The sequence below is a fragment of the Zobellia uliginosa genome (assembly GCF_018860745.1).
GTDB lineage: Bacteria > Bacteroidota > Bacteroidia > Flavobacteriales > Flavobacteriaceae > Zobellia > Zobellia uliginosa_B.
On the sequence record NZ_JAHKPY010000012.1, the window covers coordinates 657,311 to 674,264 of the forward strand.

Annotated in this window: 18 protein-coding genes; 12 read left to right on the forward strand and 6 right to left on the reverse strand. The window is 37.5% G+C overall.

Going from position 1 to position 16,954, the window contains the following annotated elements:
* Nucleotides 1–54: 54 nt before the first annotated feature.
* From KO521_RS14180 to KO521_RS14190, 3 genes are read left to right on the forward strand one after another with little or no spacing between them, the layout of a single operon-like run.
* Complete coding sequence (locus KO521_RS14180) at nt 55–1,722, forward strand: ArnT family glycosyltransferase (protein ID WP_215940541.1); 1,668 nt, start codon at nt 55–57, stop codon at nt 1,720–1,722.
* A complete protein-coding gene (locus tag KO521_RS14185; RefSeq protein ID WP_215940542.1) occupies nt 1,722–2,378 on the forward strand; it encodes a DUF4271 domain-containing protein in 657 nt (218 codons plus the stop codon). The genes KO521_RS14180 and KO521_RS14185 overlap by 1 nt, the downstream gene beginning before the upstream one ends.
* 6 nt (nt 2,379–2,384) lie before the next feature.
* On the forward strand, nt 2,385–3,131 hold the full coding sequence (locus tag KO521_RS14190) for a uroporphyrinogen-III synthase (protein ID WP_215940543.1): 747 nt from the start codon (nt 2,385–2,387) through the stop codon (nt 3,129–3,131).
* A gap of 84 nt (nt 3,132–3,215) precedes the next feature.
* Here KO521_RS14190 and pckA read toward each other — a convergent pair whose 3' ends face one another.
* A complete protein-coding gene (gene pckA, locus KO521_RS14195) occupies nt 3,216–4,814 on the reverse strand; it encodes a phosphoenolpyruvate carboxykinase (ATP) (protein WP_215940544.1) in 1,599 nt (532 codons plus the stop codon).
* A gap of 86 nt (nt 4,815–4,900) precedes the next feature.
* Nucleotides 4,901–5,287 (reverse strand): DUF423 domain-containing protein, encoded by a 387-nt coding sequence (locus tag KO521_RS14200; protein WP_215940545.1) that lies wholly within the window; start codon nt 5,285–5,287, stop codon nt 4,901–4,903.
* 81 nt (nt 5,288–5,368) lie between these two features.
* On the opposite strand from KO521_RS14200, the gene KO521_RS14205 reads away from it, so the two are divergent.
* The 4 genes from KO521_RS14205 to KO521_RS14220 all read left to right on the forward strand — a co-directional run bounded on the left by KO521_RS14205 (nt 5,369) and on the right by KO521_RS14220 (nt 8,298).
* Nucleotides 5,369–6,748 carry a saccharopine dehydrogenase family protein gene (locus KO521_RS14205; protein ID WP_215940546.1) on the forward strand — a complete coding sequence of 460 codons (1,380 nt, stop codon included), beginning with the start codon at nt 5,369–5,371 and terminating at the stop codon, nt 6,746–6,748.
* Between the two features lie 93 nt (nt 6,749–6,841).
* Nucleotides 6,842–7,312, forward strand: coding sequence for an Lrp/AsnC ligand binding domain-containing protein (locus tag KO521_RS14210; protein ID WP_215940547.1), 471 nt, complete (start codon nt 6,842–6,844; stop codon nt 7,310–7,312).
* Between the two features lie 40 nt (nt 7,313–7,352).
* Nucleotides 7,353–7,679, forward strand: coding sequence for a hypothetical protein (locus tag KO521_RS14215; RefSeq protein ID WP_215940548.1), 327 nt, complete (start codon nt 7,353–7,355; stop codon nt 7,677–7,679).
* 103 nt (nt 7,680–7,782) lie between these two features.
* The gene (locus tag KO521_RS14220; protein WP_215940549.1) at nt 7,783–8,298 is read left to right on the forward strand and encodes a ferritin; all 516 of its coding nucleotides are present in this window, start codon (nt 7,783–7,785) and stop codon (nt 8,296–8,298) included.
* Nucleotides 8,299–8,380: 82 nt separating this feature from the next.
* Here KO521_RS14220 and KO521_RS14225 read toward each other — a convergent pair whose 3' ends face one another.
* The 3 genes from KO521_RS14225 to KO521_RS14235 all read right to left on the reverse strand — a co-directional run bounded on the left by KO521_RS14225 (nt 8,381) and on the right by KO521_RS14235 (nt 12,644).
* Nucleotides 8,381–9,076 carry a zinc metallopeptidase gene (locus tag KO521_RS14225; RefSeq protein WP_215940550.1) on the reverse strand — a complete coding sequence of 232 codons (696 nt, stop codon included), beginning with the start codon at nt 9,074–9,076 and terminating at the stop codon, nt 8,381–8,383.
* Nucleotides 9,077–9,293: 217 nt separating this feature from the next.
* Nucleotides 9,294–9,548 carry a SemiSWEET family sugar transporter gene (locus KO521_RS14230; protein ID WP_215940551.1) on the reverse strand — a complete coding sequence of 85 codons (255 nt, stop codon included), beginning with the start codon at nt 9,546–9,548 and terminating at the stop codon, nt 9,294–9,296.
* A 36-nt stretch (nt 9,549–9,584) separates the two neighbouring features.
* A complete protein-coding gene (locus tag KO521_RS14235) occupies nt 9,585–12,644 on the reverse strand; it encodes a leucine--tRNA ligase (protein WP_215940719.1) in 3,060 nt (1,019 codons plus the stop codon).
* Nucleotides 12,645–12,725: 81 nt separating this feature from the next.
* Here KO521_RS14235 and KO521_RS14240 point away from each other — a divergent pair, with 81 nt between their 5' ends.
* From KO521_RS14240 to KO521_RS14260, 5 genes are all read left to right on the forward strand, one after another.
* Nucleotides 12,726–13,604 carry a cell division protein FtsX gene (locus KO521_RS14240; RefSeq protein WP_215940552.1) on the forward strand — a complete coding sequence of 293 codons (879 nt, stop codon included), beginning with the start codon at nt 12,726–12,728 and terminating at the stop codon, nt 13,602–13,604.
* Between the two features lie 88 nt (nt 13,605–13,692).
* Nucleotides 13,693–13,959 (forward strand): DUF3098 domain-containing protein, encoded by a 267-nt coding sequence (locus tag KO521_RS14245; protein WP_215940553.1) that lies wholly within the window; start codon nt 13,693–13,695, stop codon nt 13,957–13,959.
* A gap of 2 nt (nt 13,960–13,961) precedes the next feature.
* Nucleotides 13,962–14,756: an undecaprenyl-diphosphate phosphatase gene (locus KO521_RS14250; RefSeq protein WP_215940554.1), complete on the forward strand. Its 795-nt coding sequence runs from the start codon at nt 13,962–13,964 to the stop codon at nt 14,754–14,756.
* A 42-nt stretch (nt 14,757–14,798) separates the two neighbouring features.
* Entirely contained in the window at nt 14,799–15,512 is a 714-nt protein-coding gene (gene truB, locus KO521_RS14255) for a tRNA pseudouridine(55) synthase TruB (RefSeq protein ID WP_215940555.1), read from the forward strand.
* A gap of 117 nt (nt 15,513–15,629) precedes the next feature.
* A complete protein-coding gene (locus KO521_RS14260) occupies nt 15,630–16,316 on the forward strand; it encodes a hypothetical protein (protein ID WP_354668208.1) in 687 nt (228 codons plus the stop codon).
* On the opposite strand, the gene KO521_RS14265 is transcribed toward KO521_RS14260, so the two are convergent.
* Nucleotides 16,293–16,919, reverse strand: coding sequence for a thioredoxin family protein (locus KO521_RS14265; protein ID WP_215940557.1), 627 nt, complete (start codon nt 16,917–16,919; stop codon nt 16,293–16,295). The two genes, KO521_RS14260 and KO521_RS14265, sit on opposite strands and share 24 nt — an antisense overlap.
* Between the last annotated feature and the right edge of the window lie 35 nt (nt 16,920–16,954).

Consider the following 16,954-nt stretch of genomic DNA (forward strand, 5'->3'; position numbering starts at 1 on the left):
TTGAACGTTGTAAATATAATAGGCCCAGCCACAATTTGAGATACTGACTAAATAATGAAGTCCAAACTGCCCCGAATTTTTATTATCTTACTAGGTATTGGTTTTTTGATAAACCTACTTCAATCCTATTTCACTCCTCTTATTTTTGATGAAGCATACTACTGGCATTTTGCAGAAAATATGTCTTGGGGATATTTTGACCACCCTCCTATGGTGGCTTTGCTCATTAAAATTAGCAGCTTCTTTTTTGACGGTGAATTAGGAATTCGCTTTATGAGTTGCATACTCTCTACAGCCACACTTTTTATTCTTTGGAAAACTATAGATAACCCTAAAAAGAAAGATTATGTAGTACACTTTTTTGTACTTGCTTACTCTATGACGCTGTTGAACGCTTATGGATTTTTTACACTTCCGGACACACCCCTTCTCTTCTTTACCTCTCTTTTACTCTATGTATACAAGCGGTTTATAGAGAAGCCCACTTTGTTCTGGGGGCTAATTATGGGTATTACCATGGCTGGGCTTATGTATAGCAAGTACCATGCTGCGCTGGTAATCATTTTTATCCTATTATCTAACCTGAAATTGGTTTTCAACAAATACGCATGGCTTTCCGTTTTTGTTGCTCTACTTTGTTATATACCTCATTTTATATGGCTTTCCCAAAATGAGTTTGTTACTATAAACTACCATCTATTTGACCGCCCTAACGACCCTTATGACTTTAAAAAGTATACGCTTGGTTATTTTGTGAATCTTGTAGCCTTGTTCGGTTTGACATTTCCTTGGGTATATTGGGCTCTTTTCAAAACAAAAGCCAACGATAAATTTACCAGAGCGCTTTTATTTTTAGTGTACGGTGTTTTAATTTTCTTCTTTATATCAAGTTTTAACCGAAGAATACAGACACAGTGGATTATTGTTATCTCCATTCCCCTTATCGTTATCGTTTTCAGATTTATGATGGAAAACGAAATTGTAAAAAAGTGGATTTATAGAATGGGACTGGTAAATATTGCCATTATTCTTTATCTAAGAATTGGTTTGGTGTACGAGCCTATGTCTCCTATTTATTATGAAACTCACGGAAATATAGAACTTGCAAAAGACGTAAAAGATAGGGTTGGCGATATGCCTTTAGTTTTTGAAAACTCATATAGAAGGGCACCTATGTTCGCTTTTTATTCCGGTAATAACACGTATTCCTTGAATAATGAAAGCTATAGACTTAATCAATATTCTATTGATGACTCCGAATCTAAAGTACAGCATCAAAGAATACTGTATTTATCAGGTCGTGCTTCAGATGCGGACGAGACCTTTACCAAAAGTGATGGTGGTAATATGTACGGCAGATACATAGATAATTTTGAGTCCTTTAGAAAATTAAAGACCCTAATGGAAGAACCTGTTGATTTTAAAGTGGGCCAAGAGCAAATCTTTCAATTATACAATCCTTATGATTTTCCAATTGATCTGAATAAGCTAAAATTTAATGTGGCCTATATGACCGATTTTAAAATTGTGAGAGACAAATTACCTATTAAACCAATCTTAAAGAACCCTACTATTACCAGCATTGGCGCTAAGGACACACTTACTTATACTTTTAAATTTCCTAAACCTGTAGAATTAAAAGATCCTAAATACGTTAGAATAGGTGTAATGGAAAATGGAATGAACTACGGAATTAACGGAAAAAATGCAAAAATAAAGTAATGGAGCCCATACTACGAACTGCCGGCACAGCCGATTGGATTACCATTATACTCATTGGCAGTATAGTTTTCTTGGTACTTGCCAAGAGCTTGTTCTATAGTCGGTTTTTGAATTTTATTATCCTACCGTTCAACAATAAGTACATCTTTATGTACAACAAAAAAGAAAAGTTGATGAACTGGTTTCATATGTTTTTCACCATTTTTCAGGTCATTAATTTTTCGCTGTTCGTTTTCTTGGCCAGGGAAATTTTGAGAGGAGACACTAATGATGCTTATCCGTTCATGTATCCTATAATTTTAGCTTGTATTTTAGGTTTTATTGTCGTAAAAATACTCTTACAGATGGGCAACGGCTTCATTTTTGGATCAGCTAAGACCATTAGCGAGCTTATTTTTAAAAAATTATCGTATTTAAATTATAGCGGTATCATCATGTTTCTTGCCAATGTTGTACTGTCTTACGTGGCCCAGGGCTCGGAGATTGTCGTATATATTGCCATCCTATTAATATTACTTATAAATGTAATTGGATGGGTAACAGTGTTAAGGAATCACCAAAAATTTATCACCTCCTACTTTTTCTATTTTATTTTGTACCTTTGCGCTCTCGAAATTTCCCCGTTTGTAATCATTGGCAGTTATCTTAAACAATAGGTTTATATGAAAGTAAAGACGATTTTGGTCTCTCAACCAGAACCGAAGATGGAGAACTCACCGTATTCGAAACTGATAGATAAGGAAAAAGTTAAAGTTGACTTCAGACCCTTTATACATGTGGAAGGCGTTGATGCAAAGGATGTGCGCCAACAAAAGATAGACTTAAACAACTATACCGCAATCATTCTTACCAGCAGAAATGCGGTTGACCATTTTTTTAGAATAGCTGAAGAAATGCGTTTCAAGGTGCCCGATTCAATGAAATACTTCTGCCAGTCAGAAGCAGTAGCTTACTACCTACAGAAATATGTAGTTTACCGTAAACGTAAGATTTATGTTGGTAAACGTAATTTCATAGAATTAGTTCCTTTATTCAAAAAATATAAAGGAGAGAAATTCCTATTGCCTTCCTCGGATGCATTGAAACCAGTGATACCTGAAATTTTGGACGGATTAGACATTGAATGGAAACGAGCTGTTTTTTACAAAACAGTAATCAGTGATTTATCTGACTTAAGAGATGTTTATTATGATATCTTGGTGTTCTTTAGCCCATCAGGCATTGAATCCTTATTACAGAACTTCCCTGATTTTGAGCAAAATGATACTAGAATTGCTGTATTTGGAAATTCTACTATCAATGCCGCCACAGATGCTGGTCTACGTATAGATATTAAGGCGCCTACTCCTGAAACCCCATCTATGACCATGGCACTCCAGAAATACATAAATTCAGCAAACAAGAAGTAAGATTAATATTTTAAGAATAATAAAAAACCCTTTGTTCATGATTTTGAACAAAGGGTTTTTTATTGGAATTATATTCTTTAGAAATTAGAAGGCATAACGTTGTGGACCACCACGGCGAATCTCCTCACTAGCGTAAGCTTCAAATTTTTTGAAATTCTCCCTAAAGGCATTCGTTAATTTAAAGGCAGTGGTATAATAGGCCTGATCATCGTTCCATGTAGCTCTTGGGCTCAATACTTTTGTTGGTACACCAGGACATTCCCTAGGTTGCGCCACTCCAAAAACGGAATGAATATGGTAATCATCATAATTGTATAACCCTAGGTCGCCATTAAGGACCGCATTGATCATAGCTCGTGTATACTTAAGTTTCATTCGGGTTCCCACTCCGTAAGGACCTCCGGTCCAACCAGTATTTACCAACCAAACGTTTACCCCTGCATCTTGCATTTTTTTACTTAACATTTCTGCATATTTAGCAGGATGTAACGGCATAAATGGTGCGCCAAAGCAAGCGGAAAAAGAAGGAATGGGCTCTACAACCCCCGCTTCCGTACCTGCTACCTTAGCTGTATAACCAGATATAAAGTGGTAAGCTGCTTGGCTTGGTGTTAATTTAGATATGGGAGGAAGCACCCCAAAAGCATCCGCTGTTAAAAAGAATATATTTTTTGGGTTCTTCCCTATGGAAGGTCGCTTTACATTTTCAATATGGTATATAGGGTAACTTACCCTTGTATTTTGCGTAATAGAAGTATCGGAAAAATCTACATTTCCGGCTTCGTCCATAACAACATTCTCTAAAATTGCACCTTTCTTGATGGCACCAAAGATTTCAGGCTCGTTTTCTTGAGAGAGGTTTATAACCTTGGCATAACAGCCCCCCTCAAAATTAAATACCGCATTTTCATTGTTCCAACCATGCTCATCATCGCCTATAAGTTTACGTGAAGCATCTGTAGACAATGTAGTTTTCCCTGTTCCGGAAAGACCAAAAAATATAGCCGTGTCCCCATTCTTTCCTACATTTGCAGAACAATGCATTGGCATTGTATTCTTCTCTACCGGAAGAATAAAATTTAAGGCAGAAAAAATTCCTTTTTTGATTTCACCTGTGTATCCTGTCCCTCCTATTAATGCAATTTTTCTAGTAAAGTTCAAAATAGCAAAATTATGCTGTCTTGTACCGTCTACCTCGGCATTTGCCATAAAACCAGGAGCGTTTATGACCGTCCACTCGGGATCAAAGTTCTTTAGCTCTTCCTCCGTAGGACGGATGAACATGTTATACGCAAACTGATTAGACCAAGGATATTCGTTAATAACCCTAATATCCATTCGGTAATTGTGGTCCGCACAGGCATAACAGTCACGAACAAATAATTCTTTTTCGTTTAGATATGCAATAACCTTCTTATAAAGGGCATCAAATTTAGCAGGTTCAAACGGAAGATTTATATCGCCCCACCACACCTTTTCGTCGGTAATGGCGTCTTTAACGATAAACCGGTCTTTAGGAGACCTCCCCGTAAATTCACCTGTGTTAACGGCCAAAGCGCCAGAAGATGCCTTTTTACCCATCTTCTTCTCTAGAGTAATGGTTTCTAATTCGGAAGGCGATAACTGATAATGCAGATTCTCGTGCGTGATACCGTACGATTTTAAAGAAATAGATTTTTCCATTTTTTAAAGAATTGTTAGTTGAGAGTTTATTTAAGACACCAAAATTATCAAAATAATAACTTTATACAGTTATAAATGAGAATTTATTAGCCAAAATGTTTATAAACTCGATAGCCGAATATTCCCCAGCCAATAATAAGCAGGGTTCCACCAAGTGGGGTTACCATACCTATGACCCTAAAGTCAAAAGCAAATAAACTGTTTGTTGCCAATAAATAAATAGAAAATGAAAAACAGCAAATACCAATCAATAGGAAATAGTAAACTAACTTTTTACTAGCTTCGGGCAATTGTTTCATACTACCTAACACCAATAAAAGCAAGGCATGATACATTTGGTATTTTACTCCTGTCTCAAATGTTTGGATGGCATCTGCATCTATAACCTTTTTCAGTCCGTGAGCACCAAAAGCCCCTAAAATAACAGCAGTTGCTCCTAATACTATTCCTGTAAGAAATATTGTTTTGTTCATAACTTATACTGTCTATTTTTTTATAAATATAACAATCACTACCTTAGTCACTCGTTACAACTATTAAAAGTACAAAACTAAATGCCGCGAAATATACTTGTTATTGGAGCTGGAAAATCTACCTCTTACCTTTTGGATTATTTTCTTGAGAAATCGGATAAAGAGCAATTGCATCTTACAATTGGCGACTTAAGACCTGATACCATTTCGCAAGATATCAGTAATCATAAGAATTGCACGGTAATTAAACTGGACATTCAAAATGAAGCCGATAGACAGAAAGCAATCGCGAAAAGTGATATTGTAGTTTCCATGCTTCCCGCGTTTTTACATAGTAAAGTTGCGGTAGACTGTATAGCTCTGAGCAAGCATTTAGTTACAGCCTCCTATGTAAGCGATGAATTGAGGAATTTAGACCAGGCCGTAAAGAAAAAGGGACTTGTATTTATGAATGAGGTTGGTCTAGACCCTGGTATAGACCACATGAGTGCCATGCAGATTATTGATAGAATCAGGGATAAAGGTGGTAACATACTTTTATTCGAGTCTTTTTGTGGTGGATTGGTAGCGCCCGAGAGCGATAACAATCTATGGAATTACAAATTTACCTGGAACCCAAGAAACGTGGTACTGGCCGGACAAGGTGGTGCCGCCAAATTCATTCAGGAAGGCACATATAAATACGTACCCTACCACAAACTATTCCGCCGTACGGAGTTTTTTGATATAGAAGGCTATGGTCGTTTTGAAGGGTATGCCAACCGTGATTCATTAAACTATAGAGAGGCATATGGCCTGGAAGATGTTCTTACGCTATACCGCGGCACAATGCGAAGAACCGGATTTTCAAAAGCCTGGAACATGTTCGTACAATTAGGTATGACAGATGATAGTTATACTATCGAGAATTCCAAAAATATGTCTTATCGTGAATTCACAAATCTTTTTCTACCCTATTCCCCAACAGATTCCGTTGAACTAAAACTAAGACATTACCTAAAAATTGATCAGGACGATAGAATGTGGGAGAAGGTAATGGAACTGAACCTCTTTGATTATAATAAAACCATTCCACTAGTGGATGCTACTCCCGCACAGATACTGCAGCATATTCTTGAAGATAGCTGGACCTTGGCAGATTCTGATAAGGACATGATTGTTATGTACCACAAATTTGGGTATGAATTAAATGGAAAAAAGCTTCAGATCGATGCCAATATGGTAGTTACAGGCGAAAATAGAACGTATACCGCCATGGCAAAAACCGTGGGTCTTCCGGTTGCCATAGCTACCCTGGCCATTCTCAATAAAAAGATAACCACACCTGGGGTACAGATTCCAATTAAAAAAGAGGTATACGAACCCATATTGTCCGAACTTAAATCTTACGACATAGATTTTAAAGAATATGATGTTCCTTATTTAGGGTACAACCCTAATTCTGTATCCAATGGAGATTAATAATCGTTCTTATTCTATCTTGAAAGCCATTACTAGCTGCTATACAATTAAAACTATAAAGGCTATTTTTACCATCAATTTGAAACTAAGCACATGAAACTAGGTAACGATAAGGTTAAAATTGACGGTATTGACAAGAAAATTCTTAGGTACCTGATGGAAGATGCCAGAAAGCCTATACTTGAAATAGCCAGAAATATTGGCATATCTGGTGCAGCTATACACCAGCGATTAAGAAAACTAGAGTCTTCGGGGCTATTGGCCGGTTCTAAATTTATCATCAACCCTAAAATAATGGGTTTTCATACCATGGCCTATATTGGTATCTATTTAGATAAAGCCATGAGTAATCCCGTTGCCGTAAAACAGTTAGAAAAAATCCCTGAAGTGCTGGAATGCCATTACACAACCGGGAACTGGTCTATTCTAATAAAAGTACTATGTAGAGATAACGAGCACTTAATGCACGTCTTGAATAAGGACATTCAACAAATTGAAGGCGTTTCCCGAACAGAGACCTTTATTTCCTTGGCCCAGCAAATAGACCGACAAATTCAGATATAATATTTGTATTAAATCTAAATAAGGATTATTTTTGTTATTAATGGAACGTATTTATTCATCTCAATATTACACATTCTTTCAGTCTGATAAGGAAAGATGCTTTTATATAGACCTTGGCCAGAAGCTAGTACGTTTATCATTTTGCCAATTACTGGCGCTTAGGCAAAAAGTTTGGAGCATAAATATTGAAGAACATTTTAATAATGATGCCAATCCACACGGATTTGAAATTCTTTCTCTTTGCAATAAGGAACATCTTTTTATTTTAAACACACTTGAAATTCTTGATCTTAAAGAGTTACTTACCGGAGCGTTTTTCTTACTTGATATTGCTGCCCAAACGCCTTTAATTTCCTCTAGAACTTAGTTTTTATTATTTTTAATCAGTCTAAAATCAGTTATAATTAGGTTAATGACCTAGTTACACGTACTCTTTTGTAATAACTTTACGTTAATTAAAGAAAAAGACAATGAAAGATATAGCAAGACAACAAATGAGTATTAAAATAGAAAGCATGGATATGCTTAATGCTCAAATACAAATGGAAGGCAAAGCATCTGCTTCATATTTGGCCATGGCGTCTTGGTGCGACCAACGCGGTTATATTCAAAGTGCGGATTTTATGTACAAGCAGGCTGCCGAAGAAAGAGAACACATGATGAAAATCTTTAAGTTCGTAAATGATTGTGGCGGCAATGCCCTTTCTCCTGAAATAGTGAACATAGCTCATGACTTCTCCTCCTTAGAAGAAGTTTTTGAAACTGCTTTGAGCCAAGAAATAGAAGTGACTAAATCTATTAACAATATAGTTGCGGAAGCAAAAAAGAACAAGGATTTTGGAGTTGAAAACTTTTTACAATGGTTCGTGACCGAGCAATTGGAAGAAGAAAAAACTATGCGAGATATACTTGACCTTTTTGAAATCATGGGTCGCGACGGTATCGCGCTAAAGTTTATCGACGAACGAATAGGTGCGGAAGAGTAAACAATTTTCATGCTAACTCAAGCAAAAAAGGCTGTCTAGATATACTTAGACAGCCTTTTTAAATTATATAGTTCCTGTAAAATTAATCTCTTCCCCCCAATACTTGCATACCCCAGTAAACCAGGGTTGCCAATGAACCGATCGCCGCAACCAAATAGGTTCGCGCAGCCCATTTTAAAGCATCCTCTGAACCTTTATATTCTTCTGGTGTTACTATATGTTTTGCCTTTAACCATGCCAATGCGCGATTACTAGCATCATATTCTACCGGTAGAGTTACAAAACTGAACAACGTAGCCATACCCATCATTACCAGACCGGCTACTGCCACCCAGTAACCAAAACCTACACCAGCCGCGGCACCCAGCATTAGTCCACCAAAAACAACCCACATAGACATTCCTGAAGTAACACTCACTACAGGAACTAGTTTTGAGCGTAAGGTTAACCATTGGTAGGCTTGCGCATGTTGTACCGCATGGCCACATTCGTGCGCTGCTACTGCGGCTGCAGATGCATTTCTTTGGTTATAAACACCTTCACTTAGGTTGACGGTTTTGTTCTTTGGATTATAATGATCCGTAAGCATACCGGCAGTAGAAACTACCTTTACATCACGAATACCGTGATCTGCCAACATTTTTTCGGCAATCTCTGCACCGCTCATCCCATTGCTCAAATGTACTTTGGAATAATACTTAAACTTACTCTTCAATTTATTACTTACCAACCAGCTTACTAAAGCAATGGCTCCGATTAATATATAATATCCCATCATAACTTTATTCTTTTTTAAGATTTGAATTTAAAGATAATCAAAAGTGTTTCACTTTGGCAGCCCACTTCGTCCACGCTCCCCTAGACTGAGCTTAGTGAGGCTTGAGGTACTACCTAATAACAACGTTTGATTATCCGTATTATTTGAAAAGCAAAAACCTAGCCAAGTTATAAATAGCTTGTTTATAGGGAGTACCCCTGCCAAATTGTCTTTTGACCTACCGGTACTTGAATTTTAAGACCAGCATAAAGAAAAGGAGACAGGCGGTTATAGAATTGGCCATTATAACAGGCAAACTAGTTATAAAAACTCCGTAAATGAGCCATAAAACAACACCTAAGAACAAAACGAGATAGGTAGTAAGGGAAATATCTTTTACGGATTTGTCCTTCCATGTTTTATATACCTGAGGTACATAGCCTGCTGTGGTCAAAATAGCGGCCAACATTCCAATAATCTCAATATAGTCCATTTAGTATATGTGATCGCTACCCGAATAATTCACTAATTACCCTACAATATTTATGATTTTACCGGGCACTACAATTACCTTCTTAGGCGTACGCCCCTGTAATTGCTTTTCTGTTTTTTCGTGTGCCATTACCGCTGCTTCAATTTCGTCTTTGCTTAAATCTAAAGGAAGCTCTAGTTTAAATCGCATTTTTCCATTGAAGGAAACCGGATATTCTTTACTACTTTCCACCAAGTACTTCTCCTCAAATTTTGGAAAGTCTACCGTAGAAATTGAACCTTCATGACCTAATTGCTTCCAAAGTTCTTCTGCAATATGAGGCGCATAAGGCGATACCAAAATAGCCAACGGCTCTAACACCTTTCTGCTATTACATTTCTGAGAACCCAATTCGTTTACGGCAATCATAAAAGTAGATACCGATGTATTAAAACTAAAGTTCTCTATATCTTCTTCTACTTTTTTAATAGTCTTATGCAAGGTCTTGTAGCTGTCTTTTGAAGGCTCATCTTCTGAAACTGCAAAAGCTCCTTCTGCACCTGAATGATACAAACGCCATAGTTTTTTTAAGAAACCATGAGCTCCTGTAATACCTGCTGTGTTCCAAGGCTTGGATTGCTCCAAAGGCCCTAAGAACATTTCATACAAACGCAATGAATCCGCACCATATTCCTCACAAATAGCATCTGGATTAACAACGTTGTATTTGGATTTGGACATTTTTTCGACCTCGCGATAAACTTTAAATTTAGAATCCTCATTAAATATCAATATTGAATCTTCATTCTCAGCTCTCCAATTATAAAACATTTCACTTTCTAACTCATCAGTATATTTTATCGTGCTTCCTTCCTTAATTTTTGATAATAAGTCTATATCAACATGAATAGGATTAATTACAAATGAAATGTCATCACTTAAATCTAAAGTTAGAAGTTTAGATGACAAAACAGGAATTTCTTTAGCCCGTACAAAAATTGGAAATTTCCTAAATTGTTTTTCGTATGTTTCTTCTAGGTAATCAAAAGAAATAAAAGTATTTCCAAAGTTTTCTTGTAATTTTTTAAGTTTTAGAACAGCCTCTTCCTGATCTCCTAAATCCAATATCAAATCATCTGAAGCTTCAGTTTCGCTTCCCGTAAGTATAAAATCAGTTATTTTACATGTAAAAGCACTAGTCCCCGTAATCATCCCCTGATTGATAAGCTTTTTAGCAAACTCATCTTTGGGCACCAAACCTTTATCGAACATAAACTTCTGCCAGAAACGGCTGTATAATAAATGGCCGGTTGCATGTTCGCTACCGCCAATGTACAAGTCCACATCTTGCCAATAGTCAATCGCTTCTTTTGAGAAAATTTCATCCGCATTATGTGGGTCCATATAGCGATTAAAATACTGCGAACTCCCTGCCCAACCCGGCATGGTATTCAACTCAAGAGGAAAAACAGTTTTATTATCAATTAACTCATTACTGACCACTGCCGACTTATTTACGTCCCAAGCCCAAACCTCAGCATTACCTAATGGCGGTTCTCCTGTCTCGGTGGGTAAGTATTTATCAACCTCCGGTAATTTTATGGGTAAATGCTCAGGAGCGATCATTTGAGGCATACCCTCTACATAATACACCGGGAAAGGTTCCCCCCAATAGCGTTGACGACTGAATACGGCATCACGTAATCGGTAATTAATCTTTCCTTCGCCTTGTCCTAATTTCTCCAATTCATAGATCGCTAATTTCATAGCTTTCTTATATGGTAATCCGTTTAGGAAATCAGAATTAGCAATAATCGTTTGGTCTTTATCGGAATATGCTTCCTCAGAAATATCTACGCCTTCAAATATATTAGGAATATCAATTTTAAAGTGCTTCGCAAAGTCATAATCTCTTTGATCTCCACATGGCACGGACATCACCGCTCCGGTTCCGTAACCCGCCAACACATAATCACCAATCCAAATTGGAATAGGTTTTTTTGTAAATGGATGCTCTGCATATGCACCGGTAAAAGCACCGGATATGGTTTTGACATCTGCCATACGGTCCCGTTCGGAACGTTTTGCCGTAGCTTCAATATAAGCCTCAACCTCAGCTTTTTGTTCTGGAGTAGTGATTTTAGCCACCAATTCATGTTCTGGTGCCAAAGTCATAAAACTTACACCAAAAATAGTATCGGGTCTAGTGGTAAAAACTTCTATCTTTTCATCATGGCCGTTTATATTAAAAACAGCAGATGCTCCTTGAGAACGACCGATCCAATTCGTTTGGGAATCTTTTAATGGTTGCGGCCAATCTACCGTATTCAATCCATCTAATAAACGTTGCGCATATGCAGAAATACGCATGCTCCACTGGGTCATCTTTTTACGGATAACCGGGTGACCGCCACGTTCTGATACTCCGTTTACAATTTCGTCATTAGCCAATACCGTACCTAATGCAGGGCACCAGTTCACTTCGGTATCCGCCAAATACGTTAATCTATATTGTAATAATATTTCTTGTTTTTTAACATCAGTGAAAGACTTCCAATCAGCTGCAGAAAAAGATTCTATATCATCATCACAAACCGCATTTACATTAGCAGTACCATCCGTAGAAAATTTAGCAATCAACCTTTCTACATCTTCCGCCTTATCGGTATCCTTGTTGTACCAAGAATTGAATATCTGAATAAATACCCACTGCGTCCATTTGTAATATTCGGGACTAGAAGTTCTTACTTCCCTGCTCCAATCAAAAGAAAAACCTAGTTGGTCTAACTGCCTTCTGTATGTTTTGATATTTGCGGCGGTAGTAACTGCAGGATGCTGACCTGTTTGTATGGCATACTGCTCTGCAGGCAAACCAAAAGAATCGTAGCCTTGTGGATGCAATACATTAAAACCTTTATGCCTTTTGTAGCGTGCATAAATATCACTTGCAATATAACCAAGCGGATGCCCCACATGCAATCCGGCACCCGAGGGGTAAGGAAACATATCCAAAACATAGTATTTTGGCTTATCAGATTTATTTTCGGCTTTGAACGTTTCATTTTTGGCCCAAAATTCCTGCCAATTTTTCTCTATCTCCTTGAAATCGTAGTGCATACTGATATCTTTCTTTTCAATGTTCGCCAAAAATAAGTTTATTCGATTTACTTTCCTAAATTTACGGTTGCATACACGATTATGGGCAAGTCTTTTGAACAGTATCAGAAACAAAAATTAATATCATCGTACTTTTCGGTGGTACTGAGTATTGCATTGGTCCTATTTTTACTAGGTATTTTGGGACTTTTGGTTATCAATACAAAAAAAATGGCAGATCATTTTAAAGAGCAGATTACCATTTCTGTTTTTTTAAAGGATGAGGCCAAAGAGTCTGAAATTGACCAACTCCAGAAAAATCTTTTACAACAAGAACACACCAAAAGTGCTGTTTTTGTATCAAAAGAAGATGCCGCCAAGCAACATAGTGAAGAAATAGGTGAGGATTTTCAGAATTTCTTAGGATACAATCCACTTAAAAACTCCATTGATGTTCAGCTGCGCGCAGATTTTGTAACGCCTCAAGAAATAGACTCTCTAGCTACCGGCTTGGCCAAAAAGACGTATGTAGAGGAAGTGAGTTATGACAAACCGTTGGTAGGCCTATTGAGCGAAAATGTAAAACGTATTAGCTTTTGGATTTTGATTGCTAGCGGTGTACTTACATTTATTGCCATTCTACTTATCAATAGTTCTATTCGTTTAAGTATCTACTCCAAGCGCTTTATTATTAAAACCATGCAAATGGTAGGTGCTACAAAGACATTTATACGCCGGCCTTTTATTTGGATGAATATAAAATTAGGTATGCTTGGCGCATTGACGGCTCTTGCAGCGTTAACAGGTGCGTTATATTATTTAGACCAAAATTTTCCCGAACTGGAACTCTTTAAAGATATAGAACAACTGGGCATACTTTACGGAGCCATATTTATTTTAGGCATCTTTATATCATTGATCAGTACATTTTTTGCAACCCAAAGATTTTTGAACCTTAGAACCGACGAATTGTATTATTAGGGTGTTAATTTTCATTAGAAACACACTACGAACAATAAACCTTTAATACCATAAACTTTTTTAAGCAGAACTTCGTTAAATTTGCAGCATGGGTAAAAATTTCAAAGAACAGACAGGCCACAAGGAAAAGAAAGAATTCATTTTTCAGAAAAAGAACTACACCTTCTTTTTTGTAGGTCTAGCATTTATTGCTCTTGGCTTTATACTTATGAGCGGTGGTGGCAGTGATGACCCTAATGTATTTAATGAAGACATCTACAGTTTTAGAAGAATACGATTGGCACCTACTCTAGTTTTAATTGGCCTAGGCATAGAGATATACGCCATTTTGTTGAATCCGCACAAGAAAAATTAATTTTGGAGACGCTAGACGCAATCATTCTCGGTATCATTCAAGGATTGACCGAATTTTTACCCGTATCATCAAGTGGACATTTAGAATTAGGTAAAGCTATACTAGGCGATAATTCAGTACCTGAAGAAAGTCTTTTGTTCACAGTAGTGCTACACGCGGCTACTGCTTTGAGCACCATTGTTGTTTTCAGGAAGGATATTTGGGAAATCATCAGCGGACTTTTGACATTTGAGTGGAACGAAGAAGCGCAATTCTCTGTAAAAATTATCATATCTATGTTACCTGCAGTTTTTGTAGGTCTCTTTTTTGAAGAACAACTGGAAGCCTTTTTTGGTGGTAACGTAAGGTTTGTAGGCTTTATGCTCATCATTACCGCAGTACTTTTATATTTTGCCGATAAAGCGAAAGACACTGAAAAGAAAGTAAGTTTCAAAAACGCCTTTATTGTGGGTATTTCTCAGGCCATTGCCATGCTACCCGGTATTTCTAGAAGTGGGGCAACCATTTCTACTTCTGTACTCTTGGGCGTAGACAAAACCAAAGCGGCACGCTTTTCATTTTTAATGGTAGTCCCTTTAATCTTCGGAAAAATAGGAAAAGACCTAATGAGCGGAGATCTTAATTTTGACGGTGGCAACAACGTTGCTATGGGCGCTGGTTTTATTGCCGCCTTTGTTGCGGGTCTTGCTGCCTGTACTTGGATGATCCAATTGGTAAAAAAGAGTAAACTTTCTTACTTTGCCATTTACTGCCTTATTGTAGGTGTGATAGCTATTGGCTACGGTTATATGGGCTAAACTATTTTAAGCCTTACTTCAACAGGGATTAATACTTTTTATATGGATTCTCGCACCCAAGAAGATTTTCTTGACGGACAAATACTGCTAATAGACAAACCCCGTGGTTGGTCTTCTTTTCAGGCCGTAAATAAATTGAAATGGGTTATTCGCTCAAAATTCAAGCTTAAGAAATTTAAAATTGGCCATGCGGGAACTTTGGACCCCTTAGCTACTGGTCTTTTAATTATTTGCTGCGGAAAGTTCACCAAACGAATACCTGAACTACAAGGACAGGCAAAAGAGTACACAGGCACCATAACCCTTGGTGCAACCACTCCTTCTTACGATTTAGAAACCGAGGTTGACCGAACCTACTCTACCGAACATATTACGGAAGCATTGCTTAATGAAACGCTGGTTCAGTTTATAGGTGATATTGAACAGCGTCCTCCCGTATTTTCTGCTTTAAAAAAGGACGGTAAGCGACTTTATGAATATGCCAGAGAAGGCAAAGAAGTTGAAATAAAAAAGAGAAGTGTAAACGTTTCTACTTTTGAAATTACTGAAATGGCACTCCCAAATATTAAATTCAGGATAGTTTGTAGTAAAGGTACCTATATTAGATCTTTGGCACATGATTTGGGGCAAGCATTGCAGAGTGGAGGGCATTTATCTGAGCTGAGAAGAACCAAAATAGGAGACTTCAACGTAAATAAAGCCATTGATCCTAATGTATTTGCGGAAAATCTACTAGGTAAAACGAGAGAATCGTAAAAAAATAAAGATAGTTTTTCCGTTCAACGAATAATTGAAATATTTTTTTAAAATTGTGGTTATATCACCATGAGCCTGAACCGTAAACATTTAGCGTTCCTAATTACCTTCTTTTCGATGTCCATAATTGTGTTGGCACTATACAACATTCATTTGGGCCAAGAAAAAGAGGAAGACGACTATGTGGTTGAAATGATGCTCGAGGAAGATATTGAAGAGCTTCTTGAGGAGAAGGAAGAACTAGAGCGTGAAATTGAGAAAGCAGACCCTATAAAGAGTCATATGGCCTATAACGAGACTGCTAAGCCTAGTTACGGAAATCCAGAACCCCTAAAAACGCTTGAAGAGCTGCTAGAAGAAAAAATGGCAGCCGAAAATAGCGATAATCCAAGTGATGACATGCTTTCTGATTCAGAATATGCAGAACGCGTAAAAGAACTGAAAAAGAAGCGCAAGGAAGCTAAAGAAATGTTAGGTGAAAAAGAAGCACAGAAAAAAGAGTTCACCAACAATCTGGCAAAACGCCGCACTTCTGTTTCCTATTCTTTGGTAAACCGAAGCAATTATAGATTACCTCCCCCTATTTACACTTGTATTGAAGGAGGAAAAGTTGTTGTGAACATTCAAGTAGATGCAATGGGCAATGTAGTAGATGCTGATTACAACTCTAAAAGTTCCGGTACTTCTAATGGATGCTTAATAGACAATGCTATTGCGTATGCCCTAAAAGCTAAATTTAGCTCAGGCGAAAAGTCAGTTCAAAAAGGAACCATCACCTATCTATTTCAAGGGAAGGCGCGTTAACAATTCTTTCAAGGTTGTTTGCCCTTTATCCTTATTGTACCATTGCTGAATTTCCTCTTTAATTTCCGGCAATAACTTTCCGTGCTTCTCTTTGTGGTCTGCTACTAGCTTTGCAGCAGGCTCTGGTCTTGGACCCCAATCCGCTAACACCTCTTGGTTCTCCGCATCCCAGACAATCAATTTAGGAATAGACATACCACCATTGGTCAAAAACCGGTTCATAAGGCTTATATTCTCATCCCTTAATACCACCTTTAAATCTATATTATCATTTAGCTCAGCAACTTTGTTGATTACCGGTAATGCGGGAGCAGCATCTCCACACCAACTTTCAGTTAAAACAATAAATTGCACTCTTTTATCTAGCCTGGCAATTGTAGTAGCAGCTTCTTCACTCACCTTTACCGTCTTGTCAAAACGCTTCATACGGCGATCATTAAGCATGGTATAATTAGCCAAGGCTTCTGATTGTTCCGGCCCCGTGGCTTTTCCTTCTAAGGCCAATTGATTGACCATTGCGCGATAATCTTCATATGAAATAGCTTGCGAAAGTGCTTTTCCTATTAATTCCTGCGTGTTATTTTCTGTTGTAGGTGATGCCATTTTGATTTTCTTTAAAATTTGATAACAAAGTTAAC

Bases quoted from the DNA above. Each gene is read 5' to 3' on its own strand.
- KO521_RS14180 (WP_215940541.1), top strand. From the start codon at position 55: ATGAAGTCCAAACTGCCCCGAATTTTTATTATCTTACTAGGTATTGGT.
- KO521_RS14185 (WP_215940542.1), top strand. From the start codon at position 1,722: ATGGAGCCCATACTACGAACTGCCGGCACAGCCGATTGGATTACCATT.
- KO521_RS14190 (WP_215940543.1), top strand. From the start codon at position 2,385: ATGAAAGTAAAGACGATTTTGGTCTCTCAACCAGAACCGAAGATGGAG.
- pckA (WP_215940544.1), bottom strand. From the start codon at position 4,814: ATGGAAAAATCTATTTCTTTAAAATCGTACGGTATCACGCACGAGAAT.
- KO521_RS14200 (WP_215940545.1), bottom strand. From the start codon at position 5,287: ATGAACAAAACAATATTTCTTACAGGAATAGTATTAGGAGCAACTGCT.
- KO521_RS14205 (WP_215940546.1), top strand. From the start codon at position 5,369: ATGCCGCGAAATATACTTGTTATTGGAGCTGGAAAATCTACCTCTTAC.
- KO521_RS14210 (WP_215940547.1), top strand. From the start codon at position 6,842: ATGAAACTAGGTAACGATAAGGTTAAAATTGACGGTATTGACAAGAAA.
- KO521_RS14215 (WP_215940548.1), top strand. From the start codon at position 7,353: ATGGAACGTATTTATTCATCTCAATATTACACATTCTTTCAGTCTGAT.
- KO521_RS14220 (WP_215940549.1), top strand. From the start codon at position 7,783: ATGAAAGATATAGCAAGACAACAAATGAGTATTAAAATAGAAAGCATG.
- KO521_RS14225 (WP_215940550.1), bottom strand. From the start codon at position 9,076: ATGATGGGATATTATATATTAATCGGAGCCATTGCTTTAGTAAGCTGG.
- KO521_RS14230 (WP_215940551.1), bottom strand. From the start codon at position 9,548: ATGGACTATATTGAGATTATTGGAATGTTGGCCGCTATTTTGACCACA.
- KO521_RS14235 (WP_215940719.1), bottom strand. From the start codon at position 12,644: ATGCACTACGATTTCAAGGAGATAGAGAAAAATTGGCAGGAATTTTGG.
- KO521_RS14240 (WP_215940552.1), top strand. From the start codon at position 12,726: ATGGGCAAGTCTTTTGAACAGTATCAGAAACAAAAATTAATATCATCG.
- KO521_RS14245 (WP_215940553.1), top strand. From the start codon at position 13,693: ATGGGTAAAAATTTCAAAGAACAGACAGGCCACAAGGAAAAGAAAGAA.
- truB (WP_215940555.1), top strand. From the start codon at position 14,799: ATGGATTCTCGCACCCAAGAAGATTTTCTTGACGGACAAATACTGCTA.
- KO521_RS14260 (WP_354668208.1), top strand. From the start codon at position 15,630: ATGTCCATAATTGTGTTGGCACTATACAACATTCATTTGGGCCAAGAA.
- KO521_RS14265 (WP_215940557.1), bottom strand. From the start codon at position 16,919: ATGGCATCACCTACAACAGAAAATAACACGCAGGAATTAATAGGAAAA.